The 13,941-nt window shown below is 42.9% G+C and carries 21 protein-coding genes; 6 read left to right on the top strand and 15 right to left on the bottom strand.

The annotated features are described in order from the left end of the window. Nucleotides 1-50: 50 nt before the first annotated feature. Complete coding sequence (locus ACTJKA_RS08000) at nucleotides 51-308, bottom strand: hypothetical protein (RefSeq protein ID WP_008348414.1); 258 nt, start codon at nucleotides 306-308, stop codon at nucleotides 51-53. 126 nt (nucleotides 309-434) lie between these two features. Between ACTJKA_RS08000 and ACTJKA_RS07995 the strand changes: the two genes are divergently transcribed. Continuing rightward, entirely contained in the window at nucleotides 435-2,744 is a 2,310-nt protein-coding gene (locus ACTJKA_RS07995; protein ID WP_268357707.1) for an ATP-dependent helicase, read from the top strand. 16 nt (nucleotides 2,745-2,760) lie between these two features. Here the strand turns inward: ACTJKA_RS07995 and ACTJKA_RS07990 are convergent, their stop codons facing one another. From ACTJKA_RS07990 to ACTJKA_RS07970, 5 genes are all read right to left on the bottom strand, one after another. Next, nucleotides 2,761-3,018 (bottom strand): stage VI sporulation protein F, encoded by a 258-nt coding sequence (locus tag ACTJKA_RS07990; RefSeq protein WP_008348417.1) that lies wholly within the window; start codon nucleotides 3,016-3,018, stop codon nucleotides 2,761-2,763. Nucleotides 3,019-3,154: 136 nt separating this feature from the next. After that, on the bottom strand, nucleotides 3,155-3,292 hold the full coding sequence (locus ACTJKA_RS07985; RefSeq protein WP_008348419.1) for a YjcZ family sporulation protein: 138 nt from the start codon (nucleotides 3,290-3,292) through the stop codon (nucleotides 3,155-3,157). A gap of 84 nt (nucleotides 3,293-3,376) precedes the next feature. Next, nucleotides 3,377-3,598, bottom strand: coding sequence for a hypothetical protein (locus ACTJKA_RS07980; protein WP_008348420.1), 222 nt, complete (start codon nucleotides 3,596-3,598; stop codon nucleotides 3,377-3,379). An 84-nt stretch (nucleotides 3,599-3,682) separates the two neighbouring features. Beyond that, the gene (locus tag ACTJKA_RS07975; protein WP_008348422.1) at nucleotides 3,683-3,811 is read right to left on the bottom strand and encodes a hypothetical protein; all 129 of its coding nucleotides are present in this window, start codon (nucleotides 3,809-3,811) and stop codon (nucleotides 3,683-3,685) included. A gap of 71 nt (nucleotides 3,812-3,882) precedes the next feature. Next, nucleotides 3,883-4,233 (bottom strand): DUF1360 domain-containing protein, encoded by a 351-nt coding sequence (locus ACTJKA_RS07970; RefSeq protein ID WP_019743061.1) that lies wholly within the window; start codon nucleotides 4,231-4,233, stop codon nucleotides 3,883-3,885. A gap of 177 nt (nucleotides 4,234-4,410) precedes the next feature. Here ACTJKA_RS07970 and ACTJKA_RS07965 point away from each other — a divergent pair, with 177 nt between their 5' ends. The 5 genes from ACTJKA_RS07965 (at nucleotide 4,411) to ACTJKA_RS07945 (ending at nucleotide 7,046) form a co-directional block, all read left to right on the top strand. Next, nucleotides 4,411-4,797 carry a spore coat protein gene (locus tag ACTJKA_RS07965; protein WP_007498962.1) on the top strand — a complete coding sequence of 129 codons (387 nt, stop codon included), beginning with the start codon at nucleotides 4,411-4,413 and terminating at the stop codon, nucleotides 4,795-4,797. A gap of 44 nt (nucleotides 4,798-4,841) precedes the next feature. Beyond that, nucleotides 4,842-5,177 carry a hypothetical protein gene (locus ACTJKA_RS07960; RefSeq protein ID WP_035392394.1) on the top strand — a complete coding sequence of 112 codons (336 nt, stop codon included), beginning with the start codon at nucleotides 4,842-4,844 and terminating at the stop codon, nucleotides 5,175-5,177. 88 nt (nucleotides 5,178-5,265) lie between these two features. Then, a complete protein-coding gene (locus ACTJKA_RS07955; protein WP_008348431.1) occupies nucleotides 5,266-5,751 on the top strand; it encodes a spore coat protein in 486 nt (161 codons plus the stop codon). 147 nt (nucleotides 5,752-5,898) lie between these two features. Further along, nucleotides 5,899-6,390 (top strand): CotY/CotZ family spore coat protein, encoded by a 492-nt coding sequence (locus ACTJKA_RS07950; RefSeq protein ID WP_008348432.1) that lies wholly within the window; start codon nucleotides 5,899-5,901, stop codon nucleotides 6,388-6,390. 212 nt (nucleotides 6,391-6,602) lie between these two features. Continuing rightward, a complete protein-coding gene (locus ACTJKA_RS07945; protein WP_008348434.1) occupies nucleotides 6,603-7,046 on the top strand; it encodes a CotY/CotZ family spore coat protein in 444 nt (147 codons plus the stop codon). A gap of 38 nt (nucleotides 7,047-7,084) precedes the next feature. Here ACTJKA_RS07945 and ACTJKA_RS07940 read toward each other — a convergent pair whose 3' ends face one another. The 9 genes from ACTJKA_RS07940 to tenA all read right to left on the bottom strand — a co-directional run bounded on the left by ACTJKA_RS07940 (nucleotide 7,085) and on the right by tenA (nucleotide 13,904). Beyond that, on the bottom strand, nucleotides 7,085-7,660 hold the full coding sequence (locus ACTJKA_RS07940; protein WP_322536346.1) for a CotO family spore coat protein: 576 nt from the start codon (nucleotides 7,658-7,660) through the stop codon (nucleotides 7,085-7,087). Nucleotides 7,661-7,773: 113 nt separating this feature from the next. Then, on the bottom strand, nucleotides 7,774-8,550 hold the full coding sequence (gene fabI / locus ACTJKA_RS07935) for an enoyl-ACP reductase FabI (RefSeq protein WP_003211867.1): 777 nt from the start codon (nucleotides 8,548-8,550) through the stop codon (nucleotides 7,774-7,776). 149 nt (nucleotides 8,551-8,699) lie between these two features. Next, nucleotides 8,700-9,506 carry a bifunctional hydroxymethylpyrimidine kinase/phosphomethylpyrimidine kinase gene (thiD, locus tag ACTJKA_RS07930; protein ID WP_007498975.1) on the bottom strand — a complete coding sequence of 269 codons (807 nt, stop codon included), beginning with the start codon at nucleotides 9,504-9,506 and terminating at the stop codon, nucleotides 8,700-8,702. A 17-nt stretch (nucleotides 9,507-9,523) separates the two neighbouring features. Further along, a complete protein-coding gene (locus ACTJKA_RS07925; RefSeq protein ID WP_048003221.1) occupies nucleotides 9,524-10,537 on the bottom strand; it encodes a thiazole biosynthesis adenylyltransferase ThiF in 1,014 nt (337 codons plus the stop codon). Then, on the bottom strand, nucleotides 10,534-11,301 hold the full coding sequence (locus tag ACTJKA_RS07920) for a thiazole synthase (RefSeq protein ID WP_440607673.1): 768 nt from the start codon (nucleotides 11,299-11,301) through the stop codon (nucleotides 10,534-10,536). The genes ACTJKA_RS07925 and ACTJKA_RS07920 overlap by 4 nt, the downstream gene beginning before the upstream one ends. 4 nt (nucleotides 11,302-11,305) lie before the next feature. Continuing rightward, nucleotides 11,306-11,509, bottom strand: coding sequence for a sulfur carrier protein ThiS (gene thiS / locus ACTJKA_RS07915; protein ID WP_017367025.1), 204 nt, complete (start codon nucleotides 11,507-11,509; stop codon nucleotides 11,306-11,308). Continuing rightward, the gene (gene thiO / locus ACTJKA_RS07910) at nucleotides 11,506-12,618 is read right to left on the bottom strand and encodes a glycine oxidase ThiO (protein ID WP_081114663.1); all 1,113 of its coding nucleotides are present in this window, start codon (nucleotides 12,616-12,618) and stop codon (nucleotides 11,506-11,508) included. The genes thiS and thiO overlap by 4 nt, the downstream gene beginning before the upstream one ends. Further along, a complete protein-coding gene (gene tenI / locus ACTJKA_RS07905; RefSeq protein ID WP_025207159.1) occupies nucleotides 12,602-13,219 on the bottom strand; it encodes a thiazole tautomerase TenI in 618 nt (205 codons plus the stop codon). Before tenI ends, thiO begins: the two co-directional genes overlap by 17 nt. Further along, complete coding sequence (tenA, locus tag ACTJKA_RS07900) at nucleotides 13,194-13,904, bottom strand: thiaminase II (protein WP_017367022.1); 711 nt, start codon at nucleotides 13,902-13,904, stop codon at nucleotides 13,194-13,196. The genes tenI and tenA overlap by 26 nt, the downstream gene beginning before the upstream one ends. Between the last annotated feature and the right edge of the window lie 37 nt (nucleotides 13,905-13,941).

The raw sequence follows: 13,941 nt of genomic DNA, 5'->3' as shown, positions 1-13,941 counted from the left end.
TGGCTTTTTATTGATTCCATCTCGTTCGCTCAGGAAGAAAGCGCAGTCATTTAGACGTAAGTATTGATATGAACGCCCTTACCTTCTTCCATAAACATATCTCGTACAAAGCGTTCCCGCTTTTTTTGCTGTACTTTCGTTTCCGCTTCTGTCACTAAGTCCTCTTTTTTCTCCAGCTCTCTGTATACCTTGTCATGAAAGGTGCGGGTGACCTTCGTCACTTTCGCATAGTCTTCTTTATCCTGAGGAGCAGGACGATTGATATATTGAAAATACAGATCCGGCTGAATCGGGGCTATATATCCCATCAAGAACGCCTCCTTTGCTTCTCTTCTACTCTACTATTCCCTAATTATGACTGTTTGAAACACGCCTCATTTGATATGATTAGATGTGTTTCTTTTTAAGATTGATTGACTATTGGAGGACTAGCTTTGAAATGCGCACGACGACATGATCGAACGATCTCATTACATACATATTCGAGAGAACACTATCAATTCCTCCATGATGAGGGGAAAAAAGGGCATTTATCTTGCCCATATTGCGGACACCCCGTCTTTTTTAGATTAAATATACATGAAGAACCTGCCTTTATCCATAAGCAAATATCTCAGCAAGAGATTTGCGAAAAAAGAGAACAACAAGAGGAAAAGAAACCGGCTGAACGAGAGGAAGAGGCATCCTACAAAGAACTTGGCGGCTTTCGCTTTCCAACCGGCAAACAGATCATCTCACAAACAGAAGAATCGGATGACTGGCAGGAACCACGGTCCATTCAATTTGGCGAAACCTTTCATTTAGAAAAGAATGAAGAAGTGCATACCATTGACCTCTTTCCACACATCACCTTTAGCGCACCGCAGCTTCAAGCAGTCACACACAAAGACGGTCCGATGCTTGTACTAGCTGGCGCCGGCAGCGGGAAAACAAGGGTACTGACAGCAAGAGCTGCTTATCTGATGTCGCACCATCAAATCCCTGCTCACCATATCCTGCTCGTGACCTTCACCACAAAAGCAAGCAGTGAAATGAAAGAAAGACTACGTATGCAGTATCAGCTTCATCCTTCACAGGCGAGCCAAGTTGTGACAGGCACATTCCACAGTCTATTTTATAAAATGCTGCTTCACGATGATCGGGGCAAATGGAACGGACAGCATTTGATTAAATTCGACTGGCAAAAAGAGCAGTATATTCGCAAAGCGATCATGCATGAAGGACTTGATGAAAAAGACTATCCAACCGATCAAGTGCTGCAATCAATCGGCTATTGGAAAAATGCTTTTTTACCAAACGAACTTCCTGAGCTGAAAGATGAAAAGGAAAAGCAAATGTGGACAATCTATCAGTCATACGAACAGCAAAAGCGTGAAAATCAACAATTTGACTTTGATGACATGGCGATTGCCTGTTTACACATGCTGAATAAGCAGCCTGAATTGCTCAAACAATATCAAGAACGATTCAAGTATATTTTAGTAGATGAATTTCAAGATATTAATCCCGTACAATATCAATTAATCCAGCTTTTAGCTGGAGAATCCGAGCAGCTATTTTGTGTAGGCGATGATGATCAAGCCATCTATGCATTTAGAGGAAGCAATCCTGCTTTTATTCTTGACTTCAAACAGGACTATCCTTCAGCCGAGATCGTCCATTTACATGCAAATTACCGCTCTCATCATACGATTGTCGCAAGTGCAGACGCCATTATTAAGAAGAACCAGCATCGTTACGAGAAAACGTTAAAAGCCGTACGCGTGGAGAAAATTCCGCCGACTCTTTTTTATCCATATGACGAGGAAGAGGAAGCGACCATGATCGTAGCAGATATTCAGGAGAAAATTAAAAACGGTGCAAAACCGAATGACTTTTGCGTGCTGTTTAGAACGAATACAGGAGGCCGTGCGATTTATGAACGTCTTCATCAATCGGCGATTCCGTATCAAACCGATGCTGGCGTAAAAGCCTTTTATAGCAGAAGAATTGTTCGGGTGCTGCTCGCTTTTCTTTCGCTAAGTCAGGATGCAGATGATGTCGCCGCAATGAAGCTGCTGCTGCCCGTTTTCTTTTTAAAGCAGCAAACACTGAATACCATGAAGGCACTGACCATTACGGAAGATTGTTCTATGGTAGAGGCACTTGGAAAGCTAACAGACATCCAGCCGTTTCAGCGCAAAAAACTGCAATCGATCGTTCCCCTGTTTCGAACGTTAAAATCGTTAAAGCCATCTGAAGCTGTAGCGTTTATTGAACAAAGGATGGGACTTGGTGATTATTTAAAAAAACGCGTGAATGATACGAATGTGCTTGAAAAAGGAACAGATGATGTACGAGATGTGAAAACAGCGGCGAAACGTTTTGAAACAATTGAAGCCTTCCTCGCTCATGCCGAACATATGAAATCTGCTGAAAAGGAAAAATCAGATGAACCAGGCGTTCAGCTCATGACGATCCACCGTGCGAAGGGACTAGAATTCCAAACAGTGTACATCACGAGCGTGGTTGATGGGGCGCTCCCTCATGACTTTGCACTTGATGAGCTGAGAAACGGTGATGAAGAAGCCATTGAAGAGGAGCGGCGCTTATTATACGTTGCCATGACGAGAGCAGAACTATCCCTTTATCTATCCGTTCCATCATATAGAAGAGGAAAAACTGCTCACCGCTCCCGCTTTTTGTACCCTCTTTTAAAGAAAAATCGTGAATTATTCACACAAAAACAACAGGCCCCCCTTTAAATGGAGAGCCTGTTGTTTATTTTTTGTTGTTCATCATTTTAGCGATTGTATTAAAATCAAGCTTTTCTTTTCCACTTGTAATCGATTGAACGATTTTGTCTTCCATTTCTTTAGGTACACGTTTGTTTGCAAGCTGCGCCACTTTTTTAATGACACCTCGAACGGTATTCTCATCTTTAAAGTTCGCGTTTTGCAAAGAACCTGCAAGCTTAAAGACATCATTCATATTTACACCTGTTTTATTTTCCACACTTTTAAAGAACTTATTATCCATTCCTTTGCCTCCTCTTTGTGGAGTAATCACCTTACTATATGAAAATAGGCGAGATATGTGCCTATCCTGCTGCCTTGTTAGCAAAGAGAAAGGAAAGCAAAAGGCTTCCCTATTGCTTCCCTCACCTTCTTACTGTTTAGTTAAAGAAAGAAGCACCAACGATGATTAGAAGGATGAAAAGCACGACGACAAGAACAAAAGTTGAACCATAACCGCCGCCGTAGCCGCCACCATAACCTCCGCAATAACCGCCACCGTAACCGTAACAACTCATATTTAAGCACCTCCTCTTCTCCCTTACAAAATATGAAAAATACATGAAATGGTTTGGACGATCACATAAAAAAGTGCGGAATTTTTATTTCTGCTGTTTAAAGACGTAATCTGCCTCTCCATGACGGATCATGAATGCTTCTGTTTCTTTCGCAAAAGTATCCATTTTCTCGCCAAATGCTTTTAAGTGCTCTTCAAGATCCTTCGCTTTATTCGCTAGATCCATTTCAGCTTTTTCGTGCGCTTGCTCTTTCCCATCATGGGGTTTAGTGAACAAGGAACCGATTAATTGTTCGAATGCATCCATTCTGGTCACCCCTTCTCTCTTACATATGCATCACCCAAAAAAAGGGCAACAAAAAAACCGGATAAATCCGGCTTTTGTTTTTCCCTATTGAGGTTTCTTTTTCTTCCCGCAGCCGCAGCCAGTCTTCTTGATTTTCTTCGTATATACAGATTGTTGATTTGACTGCGCTGGATACCCTTGAAGCATATGTGACGGTGTTTCAGTTGGTTTCATCGCAACCCTTCCTTTCCTATTCCATGTTAGTATATGCATTTTCTTTAAGCGTGTCTGATCAGAATGCCTGTTTATTTCACAAGCTTCGACACGACTGCTTCAATCAAGCCTGCTGCGGCGGCAATCGCTAATAGTAAATTAAGCCACATGCTGATGACAGGAAAAAATATGTATATCGCAAGTAAAGCAGCAGTGCACCACATACCCGTACACCAATAACAACTTAACAGCTCTCCTATCCAAGATCGCAGTCCCTTCCCCTTAATGACGATATAGGTCTCGACTTCACCTTGTTCGTTCACCTCTTCTTGCTCTTCATGAAATAGACGGCGAAAGGGGGCTGTAATCGTATCAAACACGATCAATCTCGTCAGCCTAAAGGATGCGAGGGCAAATATAGCAAATGACAAAGCGCCGCTCATGGAACCTCCACCTCCTTCATTCTTCTTTTTCCGTCCTTTCTTTATATATGCAAAAAGAAAGACCACCATGATGAATCGAGTGCAAATAAAATTGGGTTGTACTTTTTCATGCTTTCCGATTCCACCTTGAGCCTCTGCTGCATTAAATAATGTATAGATAAGAAAGGAGTGAAAGTATTGTCTATTGAAGAAAGTGCTGATTTATTATACACACAACTGTTAAACGAATTAATCAGCAATTATGATGATTTCATCGAAATCAAGGATTCCGAAAATGTCACGATTCATAAAACAGATGTAACAGCCGCACTCTCCCTTCAAGCGACCGTAACGACAATCATTACTCTTTTAATTCAAATTCTTGTACCAGATGATGAATTGGCTGCAGACATCACAGAACAGCTTTTAGCTGCACAACAAGTGACAGTTCAAAAGAAAACAGTGATTCAAATCATCAATTGTTATAACGTCACGATTACATTATCTGATGCATCCATTATGAACTCCGTCCAAATTCTCACTCAAACACTGAATGTACTTTTAGTTGAAGCCGGCATTCTTTGACCCTTTCTTTTTCTAACATCACGTATGAAAGAGGTGAAATAATCGTGGCTGAAGAGAACGAAAAAAAGGAGTTTCAAATTAACACTGATGTTGATCCATTAACAAGCCTTCTTGTGAGTGATATTTTAAACAAAAATAATGTCACAGATGATCAGAAAGCAAACCTTTCAGAAGATCAAAGAAGAATGATTTTGAAGCTGGTTCAGGATTTACAAAAGAAAGCAGATGATTTCGTACAGCAGCAGCAAGAGAAAAAGCGTCAGGCAGAGGCAGCAAAACATGCAGAAGAGGTCGAGCCTGAACCACAAGTGCGCCCTAAACGAAATTCACTTCGAGAACGTATCCAGCAGCGCCGTCAAGCGCAGCAAAATAACGATTAAATAAAAATGGGTTGCCTGCTAGGATAAATGCCCGAGACAAAACCAATCATTCCAGCATTTAATAAAGTAAACGGAAGGAGGAAAAGAAATGGATTCTAAACCATACTCTTGGGTCGCTCTAGATCGCAACTGTACACACCACGGCGATTACCATCATAACTACGAAAGAAAAGCAGTTTGTGACGGCCACTATTATGATGATGAAGATGTTTTACAAGACTTTGATCAAGTGAGTGTCACAAAGCAGACATCTGAGGAAGTCATTATCGTTAGAGATTCTTGTGACATTAACGTCTCTTCTGTTGATGCACAGGTTGCAGCATCTATCCAAGCAGCTGTTCAAACAGCGATCATCACCATTACAAACATCTCAATCGCTGATGGTGACCTAGCTGACCGCGTCACGCAAGATCTATTGCAAGCAGCTAGCCACAAACAAACAAATCGCCAGAAACTTGTCATCGAAAACTCTAGAAACGTTACAGTCTCTACAATCGATGCGGACATCTCTATTGCCATCCAAACGCTTACACAGACACTTGTTGCGACGATCGTTGCAATTGGTATCCTCTAATGTACAAAAGCAGAGCGAAAAGCTCTGCTTTTCCTTTTTCTAAAAATACAACAAAGATAAATAGTCATTTACCCACACCAACTAGAGGGCGCATACATATGTTGTTAAGGACTAAAGTCAAATACCTTGTTAAAGGAGCTGAAATCCATGAGCTGCGGAAAACACCATGGCCGACATGATGAAAACTGTGTATGCGATGCGGTTGATAAGATTTTAGCAGAGCAGGAAGCTGTAGAAGATAAATGTCCTACGAGCTGCTACAGTAATTTATTAAGCCCGACAGTTTCTGGAAAAGATACGATTCCGTTTTTACTTTTTGATAAAAAGGGCGGATTGTTCTCTACTTTCGGAAACATTGGAGGATTTGTTGACGATTGCCAATGCTTCGAATCCATTTTCTTCCGGGTTGAAAAATTGCATGACTGCTGTGCCACATTATCTGTGTTAAGACCTGTTGATGTACACGGACATACGCTAAGCGTTTGTCACCCTTGCGATCCTGACTTCTTTGGTTTAGAAAAAGCGGACTTTTGTATCGAAGTTGATTTGAACTGTTTCTGCGCGATCCAATGTTTAAATCCAGAACTTGTCGACAGAGTCATGCCAACAAAAGATAAAAAGCATCATCACCACGGCTAAACCAATCGCCCGCTCATCTAACTTGTCATGAGTCAAAGCATCCCCTTCCTCACGAATGACAACCAATCATGCGGAGCAGTCAGCAAAAGGCGGCCGCTTCCGCATTGATTGACATTAGATGCATCAACCGGCGAGACACTTCATAAAGCTTATAGATGATGATGACAGTGCTCAAACACTCAAACAAATTTCCTTGTATAGGAGGGTTGAATATGAGCCGCAAACATTCATGGAACTGTGTAGCAGAGGCTGTTGAAAACATAAACGACTTACAAAATGCCGTCGAAGAGGATTGCCCGACCAGCTGTTACAGCAATCTCCTTTCTCCATCACATTCATTAGGTGACACTGTCCCGTTTGTTCTATTTACCTCAAAATCAAAACCATTCGTCGCATTCGGAAACGTCGGAGAAGTAGATGCTGGCCCTTGCTTCAGCACTGCATTTTTCAGAGTCGAACACATCTCTGATCACTGCGCAACACTCAGCTTGCTTATTGCATTTGACAAAGATCGTCATATTTTAGATTTTACAGATAAAGATTCCGTATGTGATGTGTTCCGTTTAGAAAAATCAAAGTATTGCATTGAAGTAGACCTTGACTGCTTCTGCGCAATCGAGTGCTTAAATCCAAGACTCATCAACCGTAGCTGCTAACAAAAAAAAGTCCCATTATGGGACTTTTTTTATGTTCATTAAAAACCAAGTGGATGAATAGAAGAAATATCACCAATTGCTAATTCCACTGGATTACCGCCGCCTGCTGTGCGGATGACGACCATATTGTCTTTTCTCTCCATGATGATTCCTCTGTATGTTTTTCCATCGGCTTCGATGAGGCAAAGCGCTCTCGGCATATTATGCGGCAGACTTGTAAGAAAATCGACTTTCTCCTCGATATTCATTTGGCTTAACGGCTTCTTCACTCGTTTTCTTCTTGGTTCTTCTTTTATTTCATGAAATACGCCTTCTGGCTGTTGTTCTTGTTCTTGTACTGGCTCTCGATTTTGTGAATTATCTTTTTCTAGATTGATCTCCCGCTCTTGCTGTAGCGCAGGCGGCTCTTCTTTTTTCTGCTTTACTTCCTGTGATACAGGTTCTTGCACGCTCTCTTCGATTGCATCCTCTTTGGCACTTTTTTTGGTTTCTGAAGGTTTTTCTGACTTCTTTCGCTTTCTCACAATATTTTGCATGGCCGGCGCTGATTCATCATAGCTCGGCTGAACAATATACATAAGCGGCTTTTGATTCTCATCACCTTTATTTGACATACTGATCCCTCCCGAATGATTCATTCCTTATATATATGAGACGACACCCCAAATCAGAAGAAAAATAAAAAACAGCATACCAGTGATTGGTATGCTGCAAATCATTTATTCGTTTAGCGGGCAATGATATGGAAGCCAGAATCAACATGAAGATTCTCACCTGTCATGCCGCGCGATAAATCACTGAATAAGAATAGTGCTGTATCGCCAACTTCTTCAGGAGTCGTTGTACGGCGAAGCGGTGCACGCTCTTCAATATCCTTCAGGATCGTATTAAAGCCGCTGATTCCTTTTGCAGATAACGTACGAATTGGACCAGCAGAAATGCTGTTCACACGGATGCCTTCCGCTCCAAGATCAGCTGCTAAGTATTTCACACTTGCTTCAAGGGCTGCTTTTGCTACACCCATGACATTGTAGTTAGAGACAACGCGCTCTCCGCCTAGGTAAGTAAGTGTGACAATGCTTCCGCCTTCTGTCATGAGCGGACGTGCTGCTTTTGCTACTGCTGTTAGTGAATAGGCACTAATGTTGTGCGCTAAAAGGAAACCTTCACGGTTCGTGTTCAAATATTCACCGACAAGCTCTTCTTTGTTCGCAAATGCAATCGCATGTGCAACACCATGGATGACTTGTACTTTTTCTTTAATCGTTGCAAAACATTTTTCGATTTCTTCATCACTTGTCACATCACAAGGAAGAATAATGGAATCATCACGCTCTAGCGTGCTTGCTAGCTCTTTCACTGATTCTGCCAGACGATCTCCAACATAAGTAAAAATCAAACGAGCTCCTGCTTCGTGAAGTGAACGAGCGATCCCCCAAGCGATGCTTCGTTTATTGGCAACACCCATCACCACAATATTACGGCCTTCTAAAGAAAAGTTCATATGTATTAAAGCCTCCTATTTTTTCAAGACATAGTATTAGTACCTGATCATAATCTTATCACATATCATGAGATATTGACAATTTCCGCTGAAAGAAAGTTTTTATTTCAGAAAAAAGACCGTCCTCACAAGTGAAGACAGTCTTCTTTTTATGCTTTGACTCTGTTTTGCTGATAAGCAAAGTGGTTAGTCGGTCCGTGCCCAGCGCCAATATTCAGAGGAAATTTGATCGCCTCATGGACAAAGGTTTCTGCCGTTTCAAAGGCTTCCTTCATGGAACGACCTTTTGCTATTTCTGCCGTTAATGCCGCTGCAAATGTACAGCCTGTTCCGTGTGTATGTGGTGTATCAATATGTTCATTACTGAGTTCAAAAAAGCTTTTTCCATCGTACAAAAGGTCTGTAATGAGGCCGCCTGAAGGACTATGACCTCCTTTAATCACAACATAGGACGTGCCAAGCTCATAAAGTCGTTCTGCTGCTCTATGGCGATCGTCTTTTGTCTGAATGCGCATGCCTGTCAGCACTTCTGCCTCAGGAAGATTCGGTGTGACTGCATAACTGACAGGCAGTAACTGTGTTTTCATAGCAGAGACAGCATCTTCATTTAATAAAGAGGCCCCCCCTTTGGCAATCATGACTGGATCGACAATTAGTTTCAAGTCATATTGCTTCGTCTTTTCAGCAACGACACTGATCATGTCGGCACTCCACAGCATCCCTGTTTTAGCGGCATCTGGCAACAAGTCTTCTGCTACTGCATCAATTTGACTTTCGAGCGCCTCGATAGACAGTGGATAAATACCGTGAACACCAAGTGTGTTTTGCGCTGTAATGGCCGTAATGGCGGACATTCCGTACACACCAAGCTCCTGAAAGGTTTTCAAGTCTGCTTGAATACCTGCTCCACCACCAGAATCAGTACCTGCGATGGTTAATGCTTTTTTAATCGTCATGTCTTCTCACCCTCTCATTAGCCAATCCATTGATGATAAATCGTTCTCGCTTTCGCAATATCATTTGTCCCATGGACAAGCGCTCTGCCATCTTTGAATAAAACGAGCTTGTACTCATCCTTTTGACACGAAAGCAAATAAGGATTTTCCAGCACATCCATTCCTGCTTTCTTTAGCTGACGGGCTACTTCATGCAGCGCTGGGGGTGCCCCTAGTGCACTGCGAATTTGTACAGTATTTCGTCCACATAATACATCTGCTTTTGCTCTTTGATCATATGAGAGAAATGGATATGTCTTAAGACCGCAGCTTGGACATTTTTTCTTTTTTAAAGACGTAACGGATCGAATATCAGATCGCTCGTTTGTCCATAAATCAAACGATCTTAATACCGGCGTGATTTGGTGTCCTGTTAAAAGCTTCAGTGCATCCGCCACTTGATAGGCCGCAACCTGCTGCACAACTGGACTAATAATTCCTGCTGTATCACATGTCATGCCTTGTGCAGGTAAATGCTCAAGTAGGCAGTGTAAACATGGTGTTTCACCAGGAATCACTGTGAATTGAATACCATAGCTTGCTACACAGGCCCCATAAAGGAACGGAATTTGATGTTTGACGGCCGCATCGTTCGCAATCATTCTCACCTCAAAATTATCCGCTGCATCCACGATGATGGATGCCCCGCTGACGTACTCATCAATATTTTGAGCGGTCACGTCAATGACGATTCCTCTCACGTGAACGTCACTGTTCACCTGTTTGAGTCTTTTCTCAGCAGCCACAGCCTTTGGCAGCCGATCAAGAACATCTTGCTCTGTGTAAAGCTGCTGACGCTGCAGGTTGCTCCATTCAATATAATCTCTATCCAAAATGGTGACAGATCCTACGCCGGCACGGACGAGCATTTCAGCACTCGCTGTTCCAAGTGCCCCAGCCCCAATAATGACGGCATTTGAGGCATTTAGCCGTTTTTGTCCTTCTGTACCGATCGGCCTAAAAAGCTCTTGGCGTGAATAACGTGTGCTCAAAATGCTGGCATTCCTTCTTGCGGACTGCTGGCTGTTCCATAGTTTTTGAGTGGAATACGGCCTGCCTCGAAACCGAGTCTTCCAGATTCAATCGCCAGCTTCATCGCTTTAGCCATTTTCACAGGGTCCTTTGCGCCAGACACGGCTGTATTCAGTAATACAGCATCAGCGCCCAATTCCATCGCAAAAGCAGCATCCTTCGGCGAACCTACACCCGCATCAATAATAACTGGCACCTTTGCCTGTTCGATAATAAACGATAGATTCAGAGGGTTTAAAAGCCCTTGACCTGAACCGATTGGAGAAGCACCTGGCATAATGGCATGAACACCAAGTTCTTCTAATTTTTTTGCCAGCACCACATCATCTGACGTATATGGCAACACGATAAAGCCTTCTTCTAATAGCATTTCAGATGCTTTTAACGTTTCGACTGGATCTGGCAGAAGAGACCTTGAACAGCCAATGACTTCTACTTTGATCATGTCACACAGTCCAGAAGCTTTCGCTAAACGAGCAATCCGCACCGCTTCTTCCGCTGTACTTGCCCCGGCAGTATTTGGCAGCAATGTATAGGCTGATAAATCGAGCTGCTCTAAAAAATTGGGCTGTGATGGTTCAAATATGTTCATTCTTCGCACAGCAAAGGTCAAAATTTCAGCTTCTGATACGTTGACCGCCTCTTTTTGCACTTCAAATGATGGATACTTTCCTGTCCCTAGTAATAGTCTTGATGTAAATGTTTTTCCGCCAATGCGCAGCATGGTGTCATCCTCCTCCTACAAAGTGAACGATTTCAATCGTGTCATTTGGTTGAATTTTTACCTGTTGAAAGGCTTCTTTATCTATAATTTCTTGATTTTTTTCAACGATCACCACTCGGTTTTCAAGTTGATAGGCTGATAGCAGATCAAAAATCGTGCCATTTTCCTTATCGAAATCAACCATTCTTCCATTCAATTGAATTTTCATACGAACAATGCCTCCTTTCGCCCAATCCGAAACGCATGAAGCCATTCCTTGTGAACAGACTCGCCCGCTATTAAGCCGCGAATGATTTCCCCCGTAATTGGCGCAAGTAAAATGCCATTTCGGTAATGTCCCGTTGCAAAAAGAATACGCTCGTCTTCCGGATGTTTTCCGATATAGGGGTGCCGGTCGCTTGTCGCTGGCCGTAGACCTGCCCAGCATTGATCAATCGGCATCTCTCGAATAGAAGGCATGAGCTGAGATGCTTTGTGAATAACTGCTTCAATACCGCCAAGTGTCGGAATGGCCTGCCAGTCATTCGGCTTCATCGTTGCACCAATCACTAGCTTACCGCTATCCCTTTGAACGATATAACAATGATCATGATAGATGGTGTGTGCAAGCGCTGGACCGTTATTCCAAACAGACACGCATTCTCCTTTTACGGGATAGAGAGAATGTGATAAACCCAGTTCTTCTAAAAAACGGCCTGACCATACACCACTTGCTACAGTCAGATGATCACATGTGAAGATGCCTTTAGCTGTACTGACTGTCAATGTTTCTTTTCCCCTCTTCACATCGATAACAGGGGTAAACTCCTTCACATCCGCTCCGTGCCGAACAGCCGCCTGCCAAAAAGCCCTGCATACCGCATATGGCTCGACATGTACATCATCTGCTATCAAGCCTGCTCCTACGATGTCATCTGCTATTTGAGGCATACGTTCTTTTACGCTGCTTGCTTCAAGCCATTCAAATGTGGGCAAATGCTGCATCCGGCAAAGCGCACGCTTTTCTTGTTCTGTAAAAGCCACCTTCATAATTCCGCCCACTGATGTCCGAATATCAATGCCCGATTCATGCTGAAGGTCGACTGTTAATTTTTCATATAAAGCCTGACTTTGTCTGCCTACTTGAAAGAAAATATCCTCATCACCTTCTCCTTCAGCATGTGCACCCAGCATGCCAGCAGCCGCACTCGTCGTTTGCTTCCCGATCTCATTTGCCTCAAATAAGACAATCTGCTTTCCTGCTTTTGCAAGGTGATAAGCGATCGACATCCCTATGATTCCACCACCAATGATTGCCACATCATAATGCTTGTTCATAAGGATTCTCCTTTCGCTTTTTAGAAAATGTTTGCGCCATTTTGCGCGGCTGAGGATGAGCAAAAATCCCCGACATGATGGCTATTCCCTTTAAATCAACATGCATCAATTCTGGCAATCGTTCTGGTGTGATTCCACCAATGACAACGACTGGAATGGACAGCTCAGAAGTCATTTCCTCCACAACCTTTATGCCTCTCGCCTGAAGTCCGGGTTTGCATGCGGTATCATACACGTGCCCAAACATGACATACTCTGCCCCGTTCTTCTCTGCTGCTTTGGCTTCTTCTATCGAATGAACCGATACCCCCGCATGGAGGTGAGGAAATTTTTGTCTTAATTCCTTTGGCGAAAAGCTGTGTCCTGGAAGATGAACCCGGTGAATATTGGTCAGCAGCGCAACGTCAACTCGGTCATTGATAATCAGCTTTTCTTTCGGAACACCTTCTGCTAGGAGTTGTTTCACGAGGTGAACCAGCTCACCTGCTGCCTTCGATCGTTCACGAATATGAATAAAGTCTACTTCAGACGCAATGTCTTTTATTTGCTTGATGAGCTCCCTGACAGGAAGCGTATCATTTGTCACTGCATGGAGTTCCATTTGCACCAACCCCATCTAAGCATGCTGTCTGCCACATTTCTTTTTCATACGCCATCTCCCAGAAATGGTATTCGTAATAGCTCGAAATCACGAAATTTTCTTTCATATTAGCCCGCACATGTTCTGGCGCTTTTTCTGCAAGTTCATCAAAACGGTTCACCTGTTCAAAAACAAGCTCTTTAAACCAATCCCCGCCATATGTCAAAATCCATTCTTGATAAATCGGATGGTCAGGAGTTGTTTGTTTCAGTTTTTCTCCTACCTCATAATAAAGCCAGTAGCACGGCAATAATGCGGCTAAAATTTCTTCAAAACGACCGCTTTTCACAGATCGGTACATATGCGAGGTATATGCATAAGCAGTTGGAGAAGGTTTAAAGTTTGCCAGCGCTTCATCAGAGATCTGGAGCAGTTCTGTGAACTTTCTATGCAGTGATAGCTCTGCTTCATACGTACCCTGCGCATGATATGCCATTCTGCCTGTCGTATGTAAGTCCTCACTAATGGCGGCTCCATACGACTGTACTTTTGCAAAATGAGTTAAATAGTACGAATCCTGCATCACATAATAAGTGAAACGATCGAGTGAAAGTGTGCCATCACCAATCCCTTTCACAAAAGGGTGTGTAAAGCTCCCATTCCACCATCTAGCTGCTGCTTCTTTACATTCGTTCGAAAATGTCATGTTCCTCTCCTCCTGTTTTTCCATATAAAAAAACCAC

It is taken from the genome of Bacillus sp. 22190 (assembly GCF_052045575.1).
GTDB lineage: Bacteria > Bacillota > Bacilli > Bacillales > Bacillaceae > Bacillus > Bacillus altitudinis.
Note: the sequence above shows the minus strand (reverse complement) of the source record. Positions and strands in the feature narration are given on the sequence as shown.